This window comes from Flavobacterium araucananum (assembly GCF_002222055.1).
Lineage (GTDB): Bacteria > Bacteroidota > Bacteroidia > Flavobacteriales > Flavobacteriaceae > Flavobacterium > Flavobacterium araucananum.
Genome location: NZ_MUGS01000002.1, coordinates 335,327 through 356,754, shown reverse-complemented (window position 1 = coordinate 356,754; position 21,428 = coordinate 335,327). Strand labels below are relative to the sequence as shown.

Sequence of the window (21,428 nt, the reverse complement as noted above, 5' to 3'; positions counted from 1 at the left end):
TAAAAACAACTAAAAAAAATTACAATGGCACACAATATTAAACCGGGAGTAGCTACAGGAGATCAAGTACAGGAGATTTTTAATTATGCAAAAGAAAAAGGTTTTGCTTTACCAGCAGTAAATGTTACGGGATCAAGCACAATCAATGGAGTTCTTGAAACTGCAGCGAAACTAAATGCGCCAGTTATTATTCAATTTTCTAATGGAGGAGCACAATTTAACGCTGGAAAAGGATTGTCTAATGCAGGAGAAAAATCAGCAATCGCTGGAGGAATCGCCGGAGCAAAACACATTCATGCTTTAGCAGAGGCTTACGGTGCAACTGTTATCTTACACACTGACCACTGTGCAAAAAAATTATTGCCTTGGATTGATGGTTTATTAGATGCTTCTGAAAAACATTTTGCAGAAACAGGAAAACCATTATTCAGTTCTCACATGATCGATTTGTCTGAGGAGCCAATCGAAGAAAACATCGAGATCTGTAAAGAATATTTGGCCAGAATGAGCAAAATGGGAATGACATTAGAAATCGAACTTGGTATTACAGGTGGTGAAGAAGATGGTGTTGACAACTCTGATGTAGATAGCTCAAAATTATACACACAACCAGAAGAAGTAGCTTATGCTTACGAAGAATTATCTAAAATAAGCCCTAAATTTACAATTGCTGCTGCTTTTGGAAACGTTCACGGCGTTTACAAACCAGGAAACGTAAAATTGACTCCAAAAATCTTAAAAAATTCTCAGGATTACGTACAAAACAAATTCAACACTGGACATAACCCGGTAGATTTCGTTTTTCACGGAGGTTCAGGTTCTACACTTGAAGAAATTAGAGAAGGAATTAGCTACGGAGTTATCAAAATGAATATCGATACTGATTTACAATTTGCATATACTGAAGGAATTCGTGATTATATGGTTAAAAACATTGACTATTTAAAATCTCAAATCGGTAACCCTGAAGGTGCTGATGTTCCTAACAAAAAATATTATGACCCAAGAAGATGGGTACGTGAAAGCGAAGTAACATTCAATACAAGACTTGAGCAAGCTTTTGCAGACTTGAATAACGTAAATACACTTTAAATTTTAGATTTTTGATTTTAGATTTCAGACTTCTAAAAAAGCTTGGAATCTAAATTTTGAATCAGATTAAAAAATCTAAACTTTAAAATCTACATTCTAAAATAAAAAAAATGGCTTGGTTTAAAAGACAGGAAAAAGGGATTACAACTGCGACTGAAGATAAAATGGACGTTCCGAAAGGATTGTGGTATAAATCTCCTACCGGAAAAATTATTGATGCTGACGAGTTAGCCAGAAACTTATTTGTTAGTCCGGAAGATGATTTTCACGTTAGAATTGGAAGCGCAACCTATTTTGAAATTTTGTTCGACAATAACGAGTTTGTTGAATTAGACAAAAACATGACATCAAAAGATCCTTTGCATTTTGTGGATACAAAAAAATATGCTGAGAGATTGAAAGATGTAATGGAGAAAACTCACCTAAAAGACGCTGTGCGTACGGGAGTTGGAAAATCTAAAGGCAAAGAACTTGTAATTTGCTGTATGGATTTTGCCTTTATTGGTGGATCTATGGGAGCTGTTGTTGGAGAAAAAATCGCCAGAGGTATTAATCACGCAATCAAAAACAAATTACCTTTTGTTATGATTTCTAAATCAGGTGGTGCCCGTATGATGGAAGCGGCTTATTCATTAATGCAATTAGCTAAAACATCTGTAAAACTTGCTCAACTTGCAGAAGCTGGATTACCGTACATTTCTTTATGTACAGATCCAACTACCGGAGGAACAACTGCATCATATGCCATGTTAGGAGATATTAATATTTCTGAGCCAGGTGCTTTGATTGGTTTTGCGGGTCCTCGTGTGGTTCGTGACACTACAGGAAAAGATTTGCCGGAAGGTTTTCAAACTGCTGAGTTCTTATTAGAGCACGGTTTCTTAGACTTTATCACGCCAAGAAAAGAACTAAAAGACAAAATTAACTTGTATCTTGATTTAATTCAAAACAATACAATTAGATAGTTTTAAAACTTCTTAAACATATAAAATCTCATCAGCTTAATTGCAGGTGAGATTTTTTTTATATCTATATGTCTGGTCCTGAAATATAAGAAAAACAACCACATTTATAATTCAAATAACATTAAGTGAGAGGAGAACAGCATTACATCTCCTTTTATAAAACCAAAATTGAATCATTAAAACACTATATATACCGTTCCTACGGAACTTTTGAACTTGTCGTTGTATCTCGCAACGGAATAAATTCCGTTGCTACCAATATTGCATTCCTACGGAATTTTTCCTGACTTGCAATTTCAATCTCAACTCTTACATAAATAAATTCCGTTGCTACCAATATTTAATTCCTACGGAATATTTCCTGGCTTGCAATTTCAATCCTAACTGATTAATACTTGTCTGAAAAATTGTATTTTTGTTTCTAATACAATAAACAATAGTTTTATACCCAAGTAAACTATTAGAAAATGTATCAAACATAAATTTACTTGTTTTTTACCAAAATCTATTTTCTTTAAAGCATTATAAATATCTTTGAATTATGAGCACCGCAACAAAACCAAATCATATAGGGCGAAAAATTAGCCGTATTCGTGAACTTAAAGACATGAAGCAAGAAGCACTGGCTGACGCTTTAGGAATATCCCAACAAACTGTATCTGCAATAGAGAACAGCGAGACAATTGATGATAAAAAGCTTTTAGAAGTTGCAAAAGCGCTTGGAGTAAGTGTTGAAGCTATAAAAAACTTTACGGAAGAAAATATGATCAGTTATTTTAATAATTTTTATGACAATAGCATTAGCAATGGCACAAACGGAATATTCAATCCGAGTCATTGCAATTTCAACCCATTAGACAAAGTGGTTGAACTTTATGAGCGTATGCTCCAGGCAGAAAAAGAAAAAGTGGAGTATTTAGAAAAATTACTAAAAGAAAAGTAAGACTTAAAAAGATATATTAATTTCAATAAAAAAATCCTGAGAAATATTTTCTCAGGATTTTTTTTATATAATAGATTTTAAAAAAAGTATGCTCTAAAATTATTTGGCTAAAGCCTAAATCTTTATCTGTAATTTAGGTCTCCAGCTAAAGCTGGAGGCAATTCAACATAAGAAAAACTCTGAACCTTTGCAACTCTGAGCCTCTGTACCTTAAAAAACTATTTTAAAGAAGCCATATCAATTACAAAACGATATTTTACATCACTTTTGTTCATACGATCGTAAGCCTCATTAATGTACGACATATCGATTACTTCAACATCTGATGTAATATTATGCTCTGCACAGTAATCCAGCATTTCCTGAGTTTCTTTTATCCCACCAATCAAACTACCAATAATACTTCTTCTTTTCATGATTAAGGTAAAAACAGGAATTTCTGCAGGTGCTGGCGGAGCTCCTACTACAATCATGGTTCCGTTTGTAGACAACAAATTCAAATAAGCATTATGATCGTGTTTTGCTGAAACGGTGTTCAGGATAAAATCGAAACTATTAGCCAGAGATTCCATTGTAGCAGGGTCTGATGTAAGTGCAAATTTGTGTGCTCCTAATTTTTTAGCATCAGCTTCTTTTGATGGCGAATGGCTCAGCATGGTAACTTCGGCACCAAACGACACTGCAAATTTTACAGCCATGTGTCCTAAACCACCAAGTCCTAAAACGCCAACTTTATGACCTTTACCCACTTTTAGATAACGTAATGGAGAATAAGTTGTAATTCCGGCACATAATAATGGCGCTACTCCTTTTATATCCAATTTCTCAGAGACATGAAGTGTATAACTCTCATCGACAATAATACTGGTCGAATATCCGCCACGAGTTGGGATGTTAGTTCCTCTTTCTACACTGTTGTAAGTTCCTGTCATTCCTTCGTCGCAAAACTGCTCCTCGCCTGACTGACAACTTGGGCACACTCTACAAGAATCAACAAAACAACCTACTCCGGCTAATTCTCCAACTTTAAATTTAGACACTTCACTACCAACGGCAACAATTCGACCTACAATTTCATGTCCGGGAACTAAAGGATAATCTACTGGTCCCCAATCGCCTTTTGCGGTATGGATATCAGAATGGCATACACCACTGTATAAAATTTCTATTTGAACTTGATGAGCACCAACTTCTTTTCTTTCAAACGTGTAAGGTTTTAATGGATTTTCAGCATCATAGGCTGCATAAGCTTTTACAGGTATCATATTATCATTTTTTTAATTAAGCAACTAAAATTACGATAATATTCAATAGTAAAGCAAATTTATTTTGTAAGACATTAATTACGTAATACTTTTTTTACATTCCGGTTCTAATGGCTTCGACAGGATCTAATTTTGAGGCTGAAATAGCCGGCAAAATTCCTGAAATTACCCCAACCAAAATTGATAATCCGGCTCCGATAACGACATTCCAAAAACTTAAAACAAACTCAAAATCTAATAGATTAGTCAAAAGAAGAGACATTAACCAAACGATCAACAAACCAATTATTCCGCCAATTAAACAAAGTATAACGGCTTCAAACAAAAACTGAAACAATATGAATCGGTTTTTTGCTCCTAAAGATTTCTGAATTCCAATTAAATTGGTTCGTTCTTTTACGGAAACAAACATAATATTTGCAACTCCAAAACCGCCTACCAGAAAAGAAAAGAAACTTATAAAAATCCCTCCAAACCTTAAACTACCTAAGATTCCATCGACAAAATCTGTAAAACCTGAAAGTACATTGATGAAAAAATTATCCATTTCTCCTGCTTTCATTCCACGAATTCCTCTTAGTTTTTGAGCTACTTCGGCTTTATAAGCGTCCATATCTACACCTTTTACGGGTTTTAAAACAATAACCGGCGTCATCGAATCGCTGTCGCCATACATACGGCGTAAAAAATTGGTTGGCAAATAAACCGAGGTATCATTACTGTCTCCAAAAAAACCGGCACCTTGTTTGGTAATTACACCAATAACAGTAAAACGCTGTCCGTATAAACGAATATTTTTTCCAACAGGATCGCTTGTTCCAAAAAGACCTTCGGCAATATCATATCCTAAAACAATAACAGCACTTCCTGAATTTGATTCGGATTCATTATAAAACCTTCCTTTATCAAAAGTTAATCCTTCGATATCGACCATTTCGTTAGAAGAAGGCACGATGTTAACATCCCCAACGGTTTTTGAATCGTATTTTAAAGTTTCATGTTTTACAAAAAGCTGATAGGCTACCTGATCTGTATTATTCAAAGAATTCTTTAAACTTATGTATTCGTCATATTTTACATTTGGGAACTGCTCTCTTTTCCATTGCGGAATTTCAGACGGCCCAAAACAATACTTCATTAAATAAATCGTATTTTTATCTAAGCTACTCAAATCTTTTGAAATTTTTCGATCTAATGAATCTACTGCTGCCAATACGGCAATAATCGAAAAAATACCAATAGTAACCCCCAATAAAGACAATAAAGTTCGTAACTTATTATTTCGCAAAGCATTTATAGCAAAGCGAAAACTTTCTTTTAATAACCTTAGATAAACAAGCATGTATGTGTATTTTTCATTAAAGTAAAATTCAATAATTTAAAATCAAAAACCTAATAAAAGTTAACTTACTCATCAGTAGATTTTTTTAGCATAATGTTACATTAATTTCCTTTAAAATAATATTTAAAAAAACTACTTTTGCAGTCTGAAAATCATAACTACACAATGAGCACAACTAAAACAATACAATCAGCATTAATATCTGTTTTTTCGAAAGATGGTCTGGAGCCAATCGTTAGAAAATTACACGAACAAAACGTTACTCTTTATTCGACTGGCGGAACAGAAGATTTTATTAAAAACCTTGGAATTCCAGTTGTTCCGGTTGAAGATATCACTTCATTTCCTGAAATTCTTGGTGGAAGGGTAAAAACTTTACATCCTAAAATTTTTGGCGGAATCTTAAACCGTCAGGATAACGAAGGTGATGTTCAACAAATGAAGGAATTTGACATCCCTCAGATCGATTTGGTAATTGTTGATTTGTATCCTTTTGAAAAAACTGTTGCTTCTGGTGCAAGTGAGCAGGATATTATTGAAAAAATTGATATTGGCGGAATTTCATTGATCCGTGCCGGTGCAAAAAACTTTAAAGACACTGTAATTGTAGCTTCGGTAAACGAATACAGCTTGCTTCTTGATTTGATTACGGAACAAAACGGAGCAACAACTCTTGAAAACAGAAGATTGCTTGCTACAAAGGCATTTCATGTTTCCTCTCATTATGATGGTGCTATTTTTAATTATTTTAATACTGACGAAACCATCTACAAAGAAAGTATTGCAGACGGTCAGATTTTAAGATATGGCGAAAACCCACATCAAAAAGGTTTCTTTTTTGGGGATTTTGATGCTATTTTCAAAAAAGTTCATGGAAAAGAATTATCCTACAATAACTTATTAGACGTTGATGCGGCTGTAAACTTAATCAATGAGTTTAAAACTGACGGACCAACTTTTGCAATTTTAAAACATAACAATGCTTGTGGTTTAGCTTCCAGAAAAACAATTAGCGAGGCTTATTTAGCAGCTTTGGCTTGCGATCCAACATCAGCGTTTGGTGGTGTTTTGATTGCAAATACTAAAATTGATTTAGCTACGGCTCAGGAAATCAATAAATTATTTTGCGAAGTAGTAATTGCACCAAGTTATGATGATGATGCAATTGCCGTTTTGCAAGAAAAGAAAAACAGAATTATATTAGTTCAAAATGAAGTTGAATTACCATCGAGACAAGTGAGAACATGTCTTAACGGTTTGTTAATTCAGGACAGAAATAATATTACAGATACTAAAGAGCATTTAAAAACCGTTACTGTTACTGAGCCAACCGCTCAGGAAATAGAAGACTTGATATTTGCTTCTAAAATTTGCAAAAATACAAAATCAAATACGATTGTTTTTGCAAAAAACGGAACATTAATTTCTTCCGGCACAGGCCAGACATCAAGAGTTGATGCTTTGGTACAAGCTGTAGATAAAGCCAAAGCTTTTGGATTTGATTTAACCGGCGCTTCTATGGCGAGCGATGCATTTTTCCCATTTCCGGATTGTGTCGAATTAGCTAAAAAAGCAGGAATAACTGCTGTTATTCAGCCAGGAGGTTCAATAAAAGACGAATTAAGCATAAATTATTGCAACGAAAATAATCTTGCAATGGTATTTACAGGAACACGTCATTTTAAACATTAATTTGTTTAACTTTGTTCAAAATAATTTATAACATTTTAAACCCCTAAAAAACTTATGGGATTTTTTGATTTCATGACCGAGGATATTGCGATAGACCTTGGTACCGCAAACACTTTAATCATACATAATGATAAAGTTGTTATTGATAGTCCGTCGATCGTAGCACGTGATAGAATATCAGGCAAAATCATTGCTGTTGGTAAGGAAGCCAATATGATGCAAGGTAAAACGCATGAAAACATCAAGACCATAAGGCCTTTGAAAGATGGTGTAATTGCTGATTTTGATGCTTCTGAAAAAATGATCAACATGTTCATTAAAAGTATTCCTGCATTGAAAAAAAGAATGTTTACTCCAGCCTTAAGGATGGTAGTATGTATTCCGTCTGGTATTACCGAAGTGGAGATGAGAGCTGTAAAAGAATCTTGTGAAAGAGTAAACGGAAAAGAAGTTTACCTGATTCATGAGCCTATGGCAGCAGCGATTGGTATTGGTATTGATATCATGCAACCAAAAGGAAACATGATTGTTGATATTGGAGGTGGTACTACAGAAATTGCCGTTATTGCATTAGGTGGTATTGTATGCGACAAATCTGTAAAAATTGCAGGTGACGTTTTTACAAATGATATTGTTTACTACATGCGTACACAACACAACCTTTTTGTGGGAGAGAGTACTGCTGAAAAAATAAAAATTCAAATTGGAGCTGCTATCGAAGATTTAGATGGCCCTCCGGAAGATATGTCAGTTCAAGGTAGAGATTTACTTACGGGTAAACCAAAACAAGTTGACGTTTCTTACCGTGAGATCGCAAAAGCATTAGACAAATCGATTCAGCGTATTGAAGATGCAGTAATGGAAACATTATCTCAGACTCCTCCTGAATTAGCTGCAGATATCTACAATACAGGTATCTATTTAGCTGGTGGTGGATCTATGTTAAGAGGTCTTGATAAACGTATTTCGCAAAAAACAGATTTACCTGTTTATATTGCCGAAGATCCTTTAAGAGCTGTAGTTCGTGGAACAGGAATGGCACTTAAAAACATTGCAAAATTCAAAAGCATCTTAATTAAATAAGATTAAAACAATCAATATGTTTTTATAAGAGTCAGATTCAAATCATTTGACTCTTATAAAATTTGAAACTTAAAAGCATATCCTGAAACAAAATAACCAAACAAGAAATGCAGCAAATTTTTAATTTCATTATAAGAAACAGTAATCGATTGCTGTTTTTGCTGCTTTTAGGTATTTCGTTGGCTCTCACAATTCAATCGCATTCCTACCATAGAAGTAAAATAATCAGTTCTGCTAATTTTTTAAGCGGAGGTGTTTATGAGAAAATAAATCGTGTAAACGAGTATTTGAATTTAAGAACCGAAAATGACGAACTTGTACTTGAAAACGCAAGATTAAAAAGTCTATTATTCAATAAAAAAGATACCACAAAACTTCCTTTAGCCGATAGCGTAAAAGGTGTAAAACCTGCGGATATAATTGTTTCAAAAGTAATTCACAACTCATACAACTCACATGAGAACTTTATTACACTAAATTCAGGAACAAATGAAGGTGTAAAACCAGACATGGGTGTTATAAATAGTTTAGGAATTGTTGGGGTTATCGATGATACATCTCCAAGATACTCGACTGTTGTCAGTATTTTGAACATGAAATCGCAGATTAATGCCAAAATAAAAAAATCAAATCACTTTGGTTCTTTAACCTGGAACGGAAAAAACACAGGATTTGTGCAACTTGAAGATGTCCCTAGACTTGCTTCGATTAGAAAAGGAGACACTATTGTTACCGGTGGGCAATCTGTAATTTTCCCAGAAGGAATTAATATTGGTACAGTCGACAAAATATACATTAAAACAGGTACCAGTTATTATGTTATAAATGTTAAACTATTTAACGATATGACAAATTTGGGTCACGTTTATATTATTAAGAGTAAGGACAGAGAAGAACTTATTAATTTAGAAAACAAAGAAAAAAATGAATAGCGCTTTGTTAGTCAATATTTTTCGTTTTATTATGTTACTAACAATTCAGGTTGTTATTTTCAATAATATGAATTTTTTAGGGTACATAAGTCCCTTCCCATACATCTTATACATTATTTTGTATCCGGTAAACAGTAATAGATCAAGTCTTATTTTTTCTAGCTTTTTACTTGGATTAACAATGGATATGTTTTGTAATTCAGGAGGAATTCACGCCACAGCTTGTGTAATTCTGGCTTATTACAGACCTTACATCTTTAAATTCTCTTTTGGACTGAGTTATGAATATCAAACCATTAAGTTAAATGAATCCTTAACTCCGGAACGATTTTCTTTTATTTTAGTATCCGTAGTACTGCATCACATTGTACTATTTGTGCTCGAAGCCTTTCAGTTTAAATTTATTGGAGATATTTTACTCCGAACTTTATTTAGCTCTATCTTTACAATAATCACCTCAATTATAATAATTTACCTTATTAAGCCCAATAAACGATGAGAAAAGTTCTGCTGCCCTCTTTAATTATCATTGCAGCATCTTTGCTGGTGATGAGGGTATTTTATTTGCAAATTGTAGATGATTCTTTTAAATTAAAATCAGAAAACAACGCAATAAAGAAACAGTATGACTATCCGGAAAGAGGTTATATCTATGATCGAAATGGCAAATTATTAGTGTCTAATCAGGCTTCTTATGATATCATGGTTATCCCAAGAGAAATCAAAGAAAACCTTAATATTGGTGAATTTTGTACACTTTTGAACATTACCAGAGAAGAGTACAACAGAAGAATTGCAAAAGCAAAAGTATACAGCCCGAGACTTCCTTCGGTATTTTTATCTCAATTGAATAAAAATGAGTTTGCTGCATTTCAGGAAAAAATCAGAAAATTTGAAGGTTTTTATTTTCAAAAACGTTCTCTTCGTGATTACGAAGTAGATTATGGCGCAAATATATTTGGATTTATCACTCAGGTAAACGAACGATTAATTGCAAAAAACCCTTATTACAATAGCGGAGATTTAATAGGACGCCAAGGAGTTGAAGAAAGCTACGAAGAGGTTTTACGCGGAATAAAAGGTATAAAATACATCCAGAAAGACAAATACAACAGAGAAATTGGGTCTTATAAAGACGGTAAATATGATACTATTGCCGTTGCAGGAGAAGATATTAATTTGACCATTGATGCTGATCTTCAGAAATACGGAGAGGAATTAATGATCAATAAGAGAGGTGGAATTGTTGCCATCGAACCTAAATCCGGTGAGATTCTGGCATTAGTTACTGCGCCATCTTATGATCCGGGCATTCTGGTTGGAAGACAAAGGTCTAAAAACTACACGTTACTATATCATGATTCGATTGCAAAACCTTTATACGACAGAGGACTTCTGGCAGAATATCCTCCGGGTTCTCCTTTTAAGATCTTAACCGGATTAGTTGCGCTGCAAGAAGGCGTGATTAATGAGCAAACTACATTTATGTGTCATCATGGATTTAGTTACGGCAGAGGTCGTTTTATGAAATGTCACGGTTTTGGCCCCCACCAATTGCATAACGGAATTTATAATTCCTGTAATACTTATTTTGCGCAATCGTACATGTTAACGATAAACAAATATTCGAATCCAGCTAAGGCAGTAGATGTTTGGAGTGACCACGTAAAAAGTTTTGGACTAGGACAATTTATGGGGTATGATTTACCAACAGGTAAAAAAGGAAATATCCCAGACTCTAAGACCTATAAAAAGATATATCCTAACGGTGGCTGGAGAAGCACAACAATTGTATCTAATGCGATTGGACAAGGTGAAGTACTGATGACGCCAATTCAACTTGCCAACATGATGGCAACGGTAGCCAATCAGGGATATTATTACACGCCTCATATCATTAAAAAGATAGAAGGCAAAAAAATAGATCCTAAGTTTACTACTAAACACGAAACCACAATTGATAAAAAATATTTCCCGCCTGTAATTAGCGGTTTATTTGATGTTTATAACCTTGGTACCGCTCACGCATTGAGAGTTAACGGTATTGATATTTGTGGAAAAACCGGTACCGCTGAGAATTTTGCCAAAATTAACGGAAAAAGAACACAGCTTAAGGATCACTCTATATTTGTTGCGTTTGCACCAAAAGACAATCCTAAAATTGCTATTGCCATTATGATCGAAAACGGAGGATTTGGTGCTACCGTTGCAGGACCAATTGCCAGTTTGATGATTGAAAAATATTTGAAAAAGAAAATTTCAAGAACTGATTTAGAAATTCGCGTATTAAATAAAAGTCTTGCAAGCGAATATGCTAAGTTAGGCGGCATGACTGAGGCCAGCGCAATTGAGTCTACTCCTAAAGACTCTGTTATGAAAGCTAAAATAGCAAAACCACAACAAGTAGAAATTAAAAAAACACCCATAGATACCACCAAAGAAAACTAACAAGATTATTTCAAATGAGAAATCAAAGTGTAAAAAATAACATTGACTGGATAAGTGTTTTTATCTACAGCACGTTGGTAATACTAGGGTGGTTAAATATTTATTCGTCATCATTATTATCGACAGAAGGAACATATCAAAAACAGCTGATTTTTATTGGGTGTACAATTCCGTTGATCTTTATCGTACTTTTTGTTGATGGAAAATTCTACGAAAAATATGCCAGTATTATTTTTGGCGTTTCGCTATTATCGTTAGCAGGTTTATTTCTTTTTGGAAAAACCATTGCCGGACAAAGATGTTGGTATGCCATAGGAAGTTTTACCATACAACCATCTGAGTTTGCAAAAGCGGCCACTTCATTAGCCTTGGCAAAATACTTAAGTGACACACAAATTAATCTAAAAGATGTAAACAGGCAAGTCCAGGCTTTGGCTATTGTATTTTTGCCTGTATTATTAATTCTACCACAACCAGACCCCGGAAGTGCGTTAATTTACAGCATCTTTATAGTTGTTTTGTATAGAGAAGGATTACCTTCCTGGTATGTATGGACTGGTTTTATTACTATTTTATTGTTCGTTTTAACACTTGTTCTAGAACCTTATGCGGTCGTTTTAATTGCTTTGGGCGTATTAATTATTATACATTTTAAAGGTAGGGCTGTTGATCGAAACATTCTTTTAAGCGGTATTCTATTAGCTATTATTTCAGCATTTGTCTTTTCTGTAGATTATGTTTTTGACCATATTTTCAAACAACACCACCGTGACCGTTTTAATATATTACTGGGTAAAACTGTCGACATGAAAGGTATTGGATACAATACAAATCAATCTGAAATCGCAGTAGGATCCGGAGGCTGGATTGGCAAAGGATTTTTAGAAGGAACCCAAACCAAAGGAGGTTTTGTTCCTGAGCAACATACGGATTATATTTTTACGACTGTTGGTGAAGAATGGGGTTTTGCCGGTTCTATGGTTGTTATTGCGCTTTTTGTTGCCTTATTTTTAAGGGTAATTTATCTGGCCGAAAGACAAAAAACAAAATTCAGCAGAGTTTATGGTTATTGTGTTGCCGGGATTTTATTCACTCACTTTTTTGTTAATATTGCAATGGTTATCGGGATTTTTCCAACTATTGGAGTTCCTCTTCCCTTCTTTTCTTACGGAGGTTCGGGACTCTGGGGATTCACAATTTTATTGTTTATATTCTTAAAAATGGATGCAAACAAAGTAAACGAGTGGTAATCTTGGTAAATTGCAATGTAAAATTCTAAACTAAAATAACGAGATTATTTATACAGCAGTTTATCCCTTATGCTGAATCAAGGTCTTTCCACAAGCTTTAGTTATACCTGGCAGCATCATAGAAAACTCCAAATAACCTTTTATTAAGGACTGCACAAATCATACAAATTCAAGCATAAAAAAAGTCCGAAGCTTAAAACTTCGGACTTTTTTGTATTTTATGTTTTTTATTCTAATTATATCTTTTCGCTTGGTCTCTTTTTCAATAACTTCAGTAAAACCGGGAATGTCGATATGATCACAATTATAATAATGATATACTCAATATGTTGTTTTAAGTCTATTCCATGTTTCAAAAATACTCCGTATAAATAATGTCCGGAAAAAATCAGGATGAAAGACCATAAAAAAGAACTCAAAATATTATAAAACATGAATTTCTTTTTATCCATAGAAACTATTCCTGCAATGATTGGTGCAAATGTTCTGAAAATAGGAAGAAAACGTGCGTAGATAATTGCTTTTCCACCATACTTTTCGAAAAAGTCTTTAGATTGCAAAAGATACTTTTTCTTGAACCAGAAAGAATCCTCTTTTTTAAACAAATAGTAGCCACTTTTAGCTCCAAACCAATATCCTGTCATATTACCCAAAACCCCCATGATTGCAACCAGAGTCGAAAGCAAAAAGACATTTATAAAATCAGATGGAATATCGATAACGTTAAGCATTAAATCGCGACTGTAAATACCCGCCAAGAAAAGCAAACTATCTCCGGGAAGAAAAAAACCAGCAAAAAGTCCTGTTTCAGCAAAAACTATAAACAAAACAATAAATAAACCAATTTGAAAACCGCCGATACTTAATGTGATATAAAATTCGGGGTTGATTAATTGAGTCCAATCAAAATTATTCATAAATGCGTTTGGTTATATTTATAAGTTCGTGAAATTAACAATAATTTGCGTCAACACCAATAAAATGACATATTTTAAAGATAAATTAACTATTAAAAAGCCCAAGTTTAAACTTGGGCTCTCAAGATCATTATTCTCTTACATACTTACAACAAGTATGCAAATTGTCATAATCAGTTTCTGTTGCCTTAACCTCTTTTGTATCATGCCCTACTTTAGCAATAGCATTATTTAAATCTGCGGGAGATGATTTTTCTTCATTTAAAATAACTGCCAATTGATGTGAACTAATATCCCATATAGCCGATTTTACACCCGGAACACCAAAAGCTGCTTTTTCTATGCGCTTTTTGCATTGCTCACAATTACCATTTACTTCTGTAGTGTATTTTAAATTCTTATTCTTTTTAGTTTGAGCTTGTGCCGAAAATCCTAAAAAAGTCACTAATGCAATTAAAAGTATGTTTTTACTCATGCCTTTTATATTGTTTTTTTTGTATTCGTGAATCGATGATTTCATTTTGTCTGTTATTAATGTTTGTAAAATTATTATTTTAATTTACCCAATCGTTATTTTATTTTAAAACGCAATCCTGCGTAATACATTTGTCCAAAAATTGGAGCATAGGCTATCGAAGCATCAAAGTTAGGACCAAACGGATCCTGAGCCCCTAAAATTGCTTTTTCTTGTTTATAGTTTCCAATATTTTCTCCTCCAACATAGACTTCTAAAACAGGTGAAACCACTCGTGTTACCTGAAAATTCATAACAGCATACGATGGCGAAAAATCAGGAAATTGGTCCTGAACAGGATTAGATGCTGTATAAGGCAATTGTTGTTTTCCGGACCAATTGAAGGTGTAATCAAACTTCCATTGTTTACCATCGTTCAAGTTTGTTTCATATTCCAGATTACCTAAAAAACGATGTTTTGCCTGCAAGGGACGCTGAAAAGTACCACTTAAATAATCGGTTTGAATATCATAATATTTATAAGCGGTTCTCAAATTCAAATTATGAATAAGCTCATAATTAAACTCAACTTGTAAGCTATTTGCAAAAGAACTTCCTTTTAAATTATAAAAAGAAACCTGCTGCGGACTTTGCATCAAATCTACAATGGCCTGATTTTGAAAATCGGTGCGATAGAAATCAAAACCAATATCGGCATTTTTATTAAAAAGTTTGAATTTCTGAGAAAAACTCACCCCATAATTCCATGCTATTTCAGGATTCAGACCGTAGATCTTGCCACCGGTATCCAAAATCGAAAACGTTCTTGAACTAGCAAAAAGTTGTTGATTCTCGGCAAAAATATTTGCAGAACGTTTCCCTCTTCCGGCAGAAAAACGAATTACTGCATCTTTCCACGGATTGTATCTTACATGTAAACGAGGGGTCACAAAAAAGCCCAAACGATTATGATTATCAACTCTTCCGCCTAAAATTACGCTGAAATTGTCGGTATTATCATAGGTATACTCAAAGAATGCTCCTACTGAATTATCAATTCTGCTGTAATCAGTCACGTTTACAAATTCCTGATACTGATCGTATGAGAAATTCAAACCAGTCGTGAACTTATGCATCGTATTATTAATAATCGAATTGAAAATCAGGTTCGAATAAAAACTATTTTGCTTTATATCATACAGATTCAGACCAAAATAAGAATTTTGATTATGACTGTTAAAAGCATTTTGAAAACCAATACTTTGATATGGCATATCCTTAAAAACATATCCTATTTTTGTAGAGACATCAAAACGTTCTGTATTAATCTCTGAACCCCAGTGATTTGTTGTACCGCGATCTCTGTCCTTATCAAAATCTACTTCTCCGGTTTGTTTTTTATCATTCATATACCTGAAATTGATAAAACTAACCAAGCCACTTTCCGGATTATAATATTGATAACGATTTAGTACATTTATTTGTTTTCCTAACGGATTATCCAGAAATCCATCATCATTCATATCGTTTTTTGCGACGCGTGCATTTCCATGAACAAACAAACTTGTTGCCCATTTGTCCGATAGCTTTCTATTAAAATGGGTATTAACCTCAAAACGAGCATCTGTAGAGCCATAAACATTTAGAAAGAACGGAATATCGCTTAAAGGTTTCAACAACTCTGTGTTTATTTGACCTGAAATACTTTCGTAACCGTTAATAACACTTCCGGCTCCTTTGGTAATCTGGACGCTTTCGATCCAGGTTCCCGGAGTAAATGACAACCCATAAGCCTGAGAAGCCCCACGAACCGACGGTATGTTTTCTTCGGTAATCATGAGATAAGGACTTGTTAATCCAAGCATTTTTATTTGCTTCGTTCCTGTTAAGGCATCCGAAAAATTGACATCAATTGAAGGATTTGTTTCAAAACTTTCGGCCAGGTTACAACAAGCGGCTTTTAGTAATTCTTTACTTGTAATAAGACTCGTATTGGTGGTAAGCGTATAGGATTTTTTAATTCCTTTTTGCTTTTTGGTGATTTTTACTTCTTCCAGATCTTCTTGCGAAAAAACAGCAATAGAAAGCAACATCATACCCAAAAGCATAATATTTTTTTGCATAAAAAAAGATTTTAATGTTAATTAGAAAAGCTGTCTTAAGAAATTTCACTAAATATGAAACCAACAGCATAGCGCAAGCCAACAGATAGCTTGATTCTAAACATTAAAATCAGGAATAAAAAATATATTGACTGTATAATTTAAATAACGGGGGGGCATTCGCATCAGAATAATACGAAGTGATTTGATTGCTTTTGAAATTTGGAATTGATAAAAAAGCAATTGGTTTAAATTCCTGAATTACGGCTGGAAAAGCAAATTGAAAAAAGAAAAACTTAAGCGTTGCATCATCAGATTTTTTTTCAAAATGAACTACTTTGTCTTTACAACAAGAAGATTTTTTTTCTGATGCTCCACAACATTTCTTTTCAGGAGATGCCGTAACTGAAGTATTTAATGAAACAGAAGCGATTTTGCCACCACAATAATGCACATCAAAAGCAAACCCAATGTTGGAAACCAACAATAGGAACGCTAAAAATAATCCTGTGCACTTTTTTAGATTCATACTGCAAAACTACCTAAAAGACTTGAAAAAGTATTTAATAAAATGTTATTTTTTAAGATTTTGTTGCTGATAATAAAATGCAGGAATAAACAACAATACAAATATGGGCTGAATAATAAATCTTCGAACATAAAAAAGAAGCCAATTACCCTCAGGAAAATATGCTATAATTATTAGGAACATCCCTAAAAGCACTATTAAAAAGAAACCATATAAAAACGCACTAAACCTGATTATTTCAAGATCCTGAAATAAAGTATAGATAAGGAGCAATGACAAAGCAGTATTTAAAGCATATCGAAATAAAAGGCTCCAGAAAAGGCTAAAAAAATCTACTGGAGGAAAAGGTGCGTTTTTAAAATCGGATTCAAAATAAACCAGAAAGGGATCATAAAATATTTTACTCTCAAAAGCTCTTATCAATCCAAAACTAAAGATGACAAGAATTGCTATGAGAATTTTAACTTTATGTTGCAGTAATTTATTTAGCATACTTCGAAAATTTATTTACCCAGACAATCCATAAAATAAAGACTGCACCGTAAATAACTAATGGAAAAAGAACACCATGCAAAATATGTTCTTTTTCAGGAACATAAAATAATGAAACTGCCAACAAAGCAATCCGAATAACATTGAGAACATAAATAAACAAAATACCAAACACGATATAAAGCAACGTAGTTTTAAGTTTTCCGGAAAAAGCAAGTATAAAAGAAATAAACAAAATGATAACACTTACAGCGTTACAGCCTTCAATGATTCTAAGAACATATTTTTTATTGTACCACACCTCTAGCCAGGAATCGGTACTACTTTTATAAATTTTGATATCACAATTAAATACATTCATTAATTGCGCCACATTTTTACCTACAATATAAGTTATCCCGTCAACATCCTTTGTTTCAAAAGTGTCTAAATAGAATTTATAAACGATTGTAAGCAAAATATATGCTGCAAAAAAAGTGGTTATAAATATAAGGAAAGGCTTAAATTGTATGAGGTATTTTTTCAATGGAAATTTTTTTCAAATTTATGTATTTTTTGAGATTAGCTTTAAATACTTTTGTATAAAATTTTTACATCATGACATTTCAGGAATTACAACCAAAAATAAGCGCTATTGTAGCTGATACTAAAACGCTTAGAGACGAAAAATTATTAGCCATTTGCCAACTCTTAAACGCAAATGTAGAATATTATAACTGGGTTGGTTTTTATTTTGCCAATCATGAAAACAAAACATTGCACTTAGGTCCTTATGTTGGGGCTGAAACAGATCATACTGTAATTCCTTTTGGAAAAGGAATTTGCGGGCAAGTCGCAGAAAGCAATGCAAATTTTGTAGTGCCGGATGTTGCCGCTCAGGACAATTATATTGCCTGTAGCTTTACAGTAAAATCTGAAATCGTGGTTCCTTTATTTGTAAACGGACAAAACATTGGTCAAATTGACATTGACAGTCACGTAATAGACCCTTTTACAGAAGCTGACGAACGCTTTTTAGAATTTGTAAATCAGGAAGTTGCAAAATTATTCTAAAAAACACCCCCTTTAAACCTTGATATAAAGAAGTTTTTTAGTCTTAATTGCTAAATCTTTAATTTTTTCAATCTTTAAATTTATTTTTTCGAAAAAAAAGTATTATTTTTGCACCGTCTTACAAAAGATGTATGACATACATAAAAATCATTAAATAATATTGGAATGTATTTAACTAAAGAAAAGAAAGAAGAGATTTTTGCACAACACGGTGAAGCAACAAACACTGGAAAAGCAGAAGCTCAAATCGCATTGTTTACTTACAGAATTAGTCACTTAACAGAGCACTTGAAAAAAAATCGTCACGATTATAATACTGAGCGTTCATTAGTACTATTAGTAGGTAAAAGAAGATCGTTGTTAGATTACTTGAAAAAGAAAGAGATCAACAGATATCGTGAGATTATCAAAGTATTGAATATCAGAAAATAATCAATATAGAAAAGAGGTGCGAAAGTGCCTCTTTTTGTTTTTACAGATTATAAGCATTACAAGCATTTTTAATAAGAAAAAAAGTTTGGTTTTTCATTGGGTTTTAGATTAACAACAACTACACACAACAACTACAACACAACTAAAACCCATTGTATAACCAATAAGGAAAAATTTATGATTCCACAATTATTTGTAGAAAGTATCGATTTAGGTGATGGCAGAAGCATCACAATCGAGACAGGACGTTTAGCCAAACAAGCTGATGGTTCTGTAGTAGTAAGAATTGGTAAAACTGTTATTTTAGGAACAGTTGTATCATCAAGAAAAGCAAGTCCAGGTATCGACTTTTTGCCATTGACGGTAGATTATCGTGAAAAATTTGCAGCAGCAGGTCGTTTTCCAGGTGGTTTCTTCAAGAGAGAAGCGCGCCCTAGCGACAGCGAAGTATTAACAATGAGATTAGTAGACCGTGTTTTACGTCCGCTTTTCCCAAGTGATTATCACGCAGAAGTTCAGGTTATGATTCAGTTAATGTCTCATGACGAAGAAGTAATGCCGGATGCATTAGCAGGATTAGCCGCTTCAGCAGCTCTTGCTTTGTCTGACATTCCTTTTGAAACTTTAATTTCTGAAGCCAGAGTTGGTAGAATTGACGGTAAATTTATCATCAATCCATCTCGTGCACAATTAGAATTATCAGATATTGATATGATGATTGGAGCTTCGACTGATTCTATCGCAATGGTAGAAGGAGAAATGAAAGAAATCTCAGAAGCTGAAATGTTAGAAGCAATTAAATTTGCTCACGAACATATTAAAGTACAAATTGATGCTCAGGAAAGATTAGCAATTGCTTTTGGTAAAAAAGAAGTTCGTACTTATGAAACTGAAAAAACAGACGATGCTATATACGCAAAAGTAAAAGCAGCGGCTTATGATAAAATTTACAACATTGCAAAAGTTGGTTCAGCTAAACATGAACGTTCTGCTGCATTTGATGCTGTAAAAGAAGAAGTAAAAGCTTTATTTACAGAAGAAGAATTGGCAGAAAACGGAGACTTAGTTGCTAAATATTTCTATAAAACCAATAAAGAGGCTGTTCGTAATGTAACTTTAGATTTAGGAACCCGTCTTGACGGAAGAAAAACTACAGAAATCAGACCTATCTGGTGTGAAGTAGATTATTTACCATCTGTACACGGTTCTGCATTGTTTACACGTGGAGAAACTCAAGCATTGGCAACTGCAACTTTAGGAACATCCAGAGAAGCAAACCAAATTGATTCACCATCTGAACAAGGAGAAGAAAAGTTCTATTTGCACTATAACTTCCCACCATTTTCTACAGGAGAAGCTCGTCCGTTAAGAGGAACTTCAAGAAGAGAAGTTGGTCACGGTAACTTAGCTCAAAGAGCATTGAAAAACATGATTCCTGCTGAAAACCCTTATACGATCAGAGTTGTTTCTGAAGTATTAGAATCAAATGGTTCCTCTTCTATGGCTACAGTTTGTGCCGGAACATTAGCTTTAATGGATGCTGGTATTCAAATGATCCGTCCGGTTTCCGGAATTGCAATGGGATTGATTACTGATGGCGATCGTTTTGCAGTTTTATCTGATATTTTAGGTGATGAAGATCATTTAGGAGATATGGATTTCAAGGTAACAGGAACTTCAGAAGGTATTACAGCTTGTCAAATGGATATCAAAATTGACGGATTGAAATACGAAATCATGGAGCAAGCATTAGCTCAGGCTCGTGATGGACGTTTGCATATTTTAGGCAAATTGCTTGAAACTCTTGCGAAACCAAATGCAGATGTTAAAGCGCATTCTCCAAAAATCATTACCAGAACTATTCCTGGAAACTTTATTGGAGCATTAATTGGACCTGGCGGAAAAGTAATTCAGGAATTACAAAAAGCTACGGGAACAACTATCGTGATCAACGAAGTAAACGAAGAAGGTGTTATCGAAATCTTAGGTACAGATCCTGCCGGAATTGAAGCGGTATTGGCTAAAATTCAATCTATTACTTTCAAACCTCAAATGGGCGAAGCTTATGAAGTTAAAGTGATTAAAATGCTTGATTTTGGAGCTGTAGTAGAATATACTGCTGCACCTGGAAACGAAGTTTTACTACACGTATCTGAGCTTGCTTGGGAACGTACTGAAAACGTTACAGATGTAGTAAATATGGGCGATGTATTTCAGGTTAAATACTTAGGACTTGATCCTAAAACAAGAAAAGAAAAAGTGTCAAGAAAAGCACTTTTACCAAGACCTCCACGTGAGGAGAAAAAAGAGTAATCAGATCTTAGTTTACTAAAGGTTTATTCATAGAAAACCCCAATTCATTTAGTTGAATTGGGGTTTTTCGTTTTGGAACAAAACAAATTAAAAAAGCTTGTTTTTGTCGAATAATTGGCTTTTA

Annotated in this window: 21 protein-coding genes; 12 read left to right on the top strand and 9 right to left on the bottom strand. The window is 33.8% G+C overall.

Going from position 1 to position 21,428, the window contains the following annotated elements; genetic code table 11:
- Positions 1-24 precede the first annotated feature (24 nt).
- Complete coding sequence (gene fbaA / locus B0A64_RS01870; protein WP_089477832.1) at positions 25-1,092, top strand: class II fructose-bisphosphate aldolase; 1,068 nt, start codon at positions 25-27, stop codon at positions 1,090-1,092.
- Positions 1,093-1,202: 110 nt separating this feature from the next.
- Positions 1,203-2,057 carry an acetyl-CoA carboxylase, carboxyltransferase subunit beta gene (gene accD, locus B0A64_RS01865; RefSeq protein WP_089477831.1) on the top strand — a complete coding sequence of 285 codons (855 nt, stop codon included), beginning with the start codon at positions 1,203-1,205 and terminating at the stop codon, positions 2,055-2,057.
- Between the two features lie 199 nt (positions 2,058-2,256).
- Here accD and B0A64_RS25045 read toward each other — a convergent pair whose 3' ends face one another.
- The gene (locus tag B0A64_RS25045; protein ID WP_165769739.1) at positions 2,257-2,394 is read right to left on the bottom strand and encodes a hypothetical protein; all 138 of its coding nucleotides are present in this window, start codon (positions 2,392-2,394) and stop codon (positions 2,257-2,259) included.
- Positions 2,395-2,598: 204 nt separating this feature from the next.
- On the opposite strand from B0A64_RS25045, the gene B0A64_RS01860 reads away from it, so the two are divergent.
- Positions 2,599-3,000, top strand: coding sequence for a helix-turn-helix domain-containing protein (locus B0A64_RS01860; RefSeq protein ID WP_089477830.1), 402 nt, complete (start codon positions 2,599-2,601; stop codon positions 2,998-3,000).
- A gap of 218 nt (positions 3,001-3,218) precedes the next feature.
- Here B0A64_RS01860 and B0A64_RS01855 read toward each other — a convergent pair whose 3' ends face one another.
- Together B0A64_RS01855 and B0A64_RS01850 are read right to left on the bottom strand one after the other, a co-directional pair.
- The gene (locus tag B0A64_RS01855) at positions 3,219-4,265 is read right to left on the bottom strand and encodes an NAD(P)-dependent alcohol dehydrogenase (protein ID WP_089477829.1); all 1,047 of its coding nucleotides are present in this window, start codon (positions 4,263-4,265) and stop codon (positions 3,219-3,221) included.
- A gap of 94 nt (positions 4,266-4,359) precedes the next feature.
- Positions 4,360-5,607: an ABC transporter permease gene (locus B0A64_RS01850; RefSeq protein WP_089477828.1), complete on the bottom strand. Its 1,248-nt coding sequence runs from the start codon at positions 5,605-5,607 to the stop codon at positions 4,360-4,362.
- Between the two features lie 165 nt (positions 5,608-5,772).
- Between B0A64_RS01850 and purH the strand changes: the two genes are divergently transcribed.
- From purH to rodA, 6 genes are all read left to right on the top strand, one after another.
- Positions 5,773-7,299, top strand: a complete 1,527-nt coding sequence (gene purH / locus B0A64_RS01845; protein WP_089477827.1) for a bifunctional phosphoribosylaminoimidazolecarboxamide formyltransferase/IMP cyclohydrolase — start codon at positions 5,773-5,775, stop codon at positions 7,297-7,299.
- 54 nt (positions 7,300-7,353) lie between these two features.
- Positions 7,354-8,382, top strand: a complete 1,029-nt coding sequence (locus B0A64_RS01840) for a rod shape-determining protein (RefSeq protein WP_007804822.1) — start codon at positions 7,354-7,356, stop codon at positions 8,380-8,382.
- A gap of 107 nt (positions 8,383-8,489) precedes the next feature.
- Positions 8,490-9,314, top strand: coding sequence for a rod shape-determining protein MreC (gene mreC / locus B0A64_RS01835; protein ID WP_089477826.1), 825 nt, complete (start codon positions 8,490-8,492; stop codon positions 9,312-9,314).
- Entirely contained in the window at positions 9,307-9,813 is a 507-nt protein-coding gene (locus B0A64_RS01830) for a rod shape-determining protein MreD (RefSeq protein ID WP_089477825.1), read from the top strand. Before mreC ends, B0A64_RS01830 begins: the two co-directional genes overlap by 8 nt.
- Positions 9,810-11,762 (top strand): penicillin-binding protein 2, encoded by a 1,953-nt coding sequence (mrdA, locus tag B0A64_RS01825; RefSeq protein WP_089477824.1) that lies wholly within the window; start codon positions 9,810-9,812, stop codon positions 11,760-11,762. The genes B0A64_RS01830 and mrdA overlap by 4 nt, the downstream gene beginning before the upstream one ends.
- A gap of 14 nt (positions 11,763-11,776) precedes the next feature.
- Positions 11,777-13,012 (top strand): rod shape-determining protein RodA, encoded by a 1,236-nt coding sequence (gene rodA / locus B0A64_RS01820; RefSeq protein ID WP_089477823.1) that lies wholly within the window; start codon positions 11,777-11,779, stop codon positions 13,010-13,012.
- Positions 13,013-13,248: 236 nt separating this feature from the next.
- On the opposite strand, the gene B0A64_RS01815 is transcribed toward rodA, so the two are convergent.
- The 6 genes from B0A64_RS01815 to xrtF all read right to left on the bottom strand — a co-directional run bounded on the left by B0A64_RS01815 (position 13,249) and on the right by xrtF (position 18,032).
- On the bottom strand, positions 13,249-13,929 hold the full coding sequence (locus B0A64_RS01815) for a DedA family protein (RefSeq protein ID WP_089477822.1): 681 nt from the start codon (positions 13,927-13,929) through the stop codon (positions 13,249-13,251).
- 130 nt (positions 13,930-14,059) lie between these two features.
- Positions 14,060-14,449 carry a heavy-metal-associated domain-containing protein gene (locus B0A64_RS01810; RefSeq protein ID WP_244285323.1) on the bottom strand — a complete coding sequence of 130 codons (390 nt, stop codon included), beginning with the start codon at positions 14,447-14,449 and terminating at the stop codon, positions 14,060-14,062.
- A 50-nt stretch (positions 14,450-14,499) separates the two neighbouring features.
- Positions 14,500-16,506 (bottom strand): TonB-dependent receptor plug domain-containing protein, encoded by a 2,007-nt coding sequence (locus tag B0A64_RS01805; protein ID WP_089477821.1) that lies wholly within the window; start codon positions 16,504-16,506, stop codon positions 14,500-14,502.
- A gap of 109 nt (positions 16,507-16,615) precedes the next feature.
- Positions 16,616-17,014 (bottom strand): HYC_CC_PP family protein, encoded by a 399-nt coding sequence (locus tag B0A64_RS01800; protein WP_089477820.1) that lies wholly within the window; start codon positions 17,012-17,014, stop codon positions 16,616-16,618.
- A gap of 45 nt (positions 17,015-17,059) precedes the next feature.
- On the bottom strand, positions 17,060-17,506 hold the full coding sequence (locus B0A64_RS01795) for an exosortase F system-associated membrane protein (RefSeq protein ID WP_089477819.1): 447 nt from the start codon (positions 17,504-17,506) through the stop codon (positions 17,060-17,062).
- Positions 17,496-18,032: an exosortase family protein XrtF gene (gene xrtF / locus B0A64_RS01790; protein ID WP_089477818.1), complete on the bottom strand. Its 537-nt coding sequence runs from the start codon at positions 18,030-18,032 to the stop codon at positions 17,496-17,498. The genes B0A64_RS01795 and xrtF overlap by 11 nt, the downstream gene beginning before the upstream one ends.
- A gap of 71 nt (positions 18,033-18,103) precedes the next feature.
- Here xrtF and B0A64_RS01785 point away from each other — a divergent pair, with 71 nt between their 5' ends.
- The 3 genes from B0A64_RS01785 (at position 18,104) to B0A64_RS01775 (ending at position 21,304) form a co-directional block, all read left to right on the top strand.
- The gene (locus tag B0A64_RS01785) at positions 18,104-18,559 is read left to right on the top strand and encodes a GAF domain-containing protein (protein WP_089477817.1); all 456 of its coding nucleotides are present in this window, start codon (positions 18,104-18,106) and stop codon (positions 18,557-18,559) included.
- Between the two features lie 165 nt (positions 18,560-18,724).
- Positions 18,725-18,991 (top strand): 30S ribosomal protein S15, encoded by a 267-nt coding sequence (gene rpsO, locus B0A64_RS01780; RefSeq protein WP_041516556.1) that lies wholly within the window; start codon positions 18,725-18,727, stop codon positions 18,989-18,991.
- Between the two features lie 177 nt (positions 18,992-19,168).
- Positions 19,169-21,304 carry a polyribonucleotide nucleotidyltransferase gene (locus B0A64_RS01775; protein ID WP_089477816.1) on the top strand — a complete coding sequence of 712 codons (2,136 nt, stop codon included), beginning with the start codon at positions 19,169-19,171 and terminating at the stop codon, positions 21,302-21,304.
- The last annotated feature ends 124 nt before the right edge of the window (positions 21,305-21,428 follow it).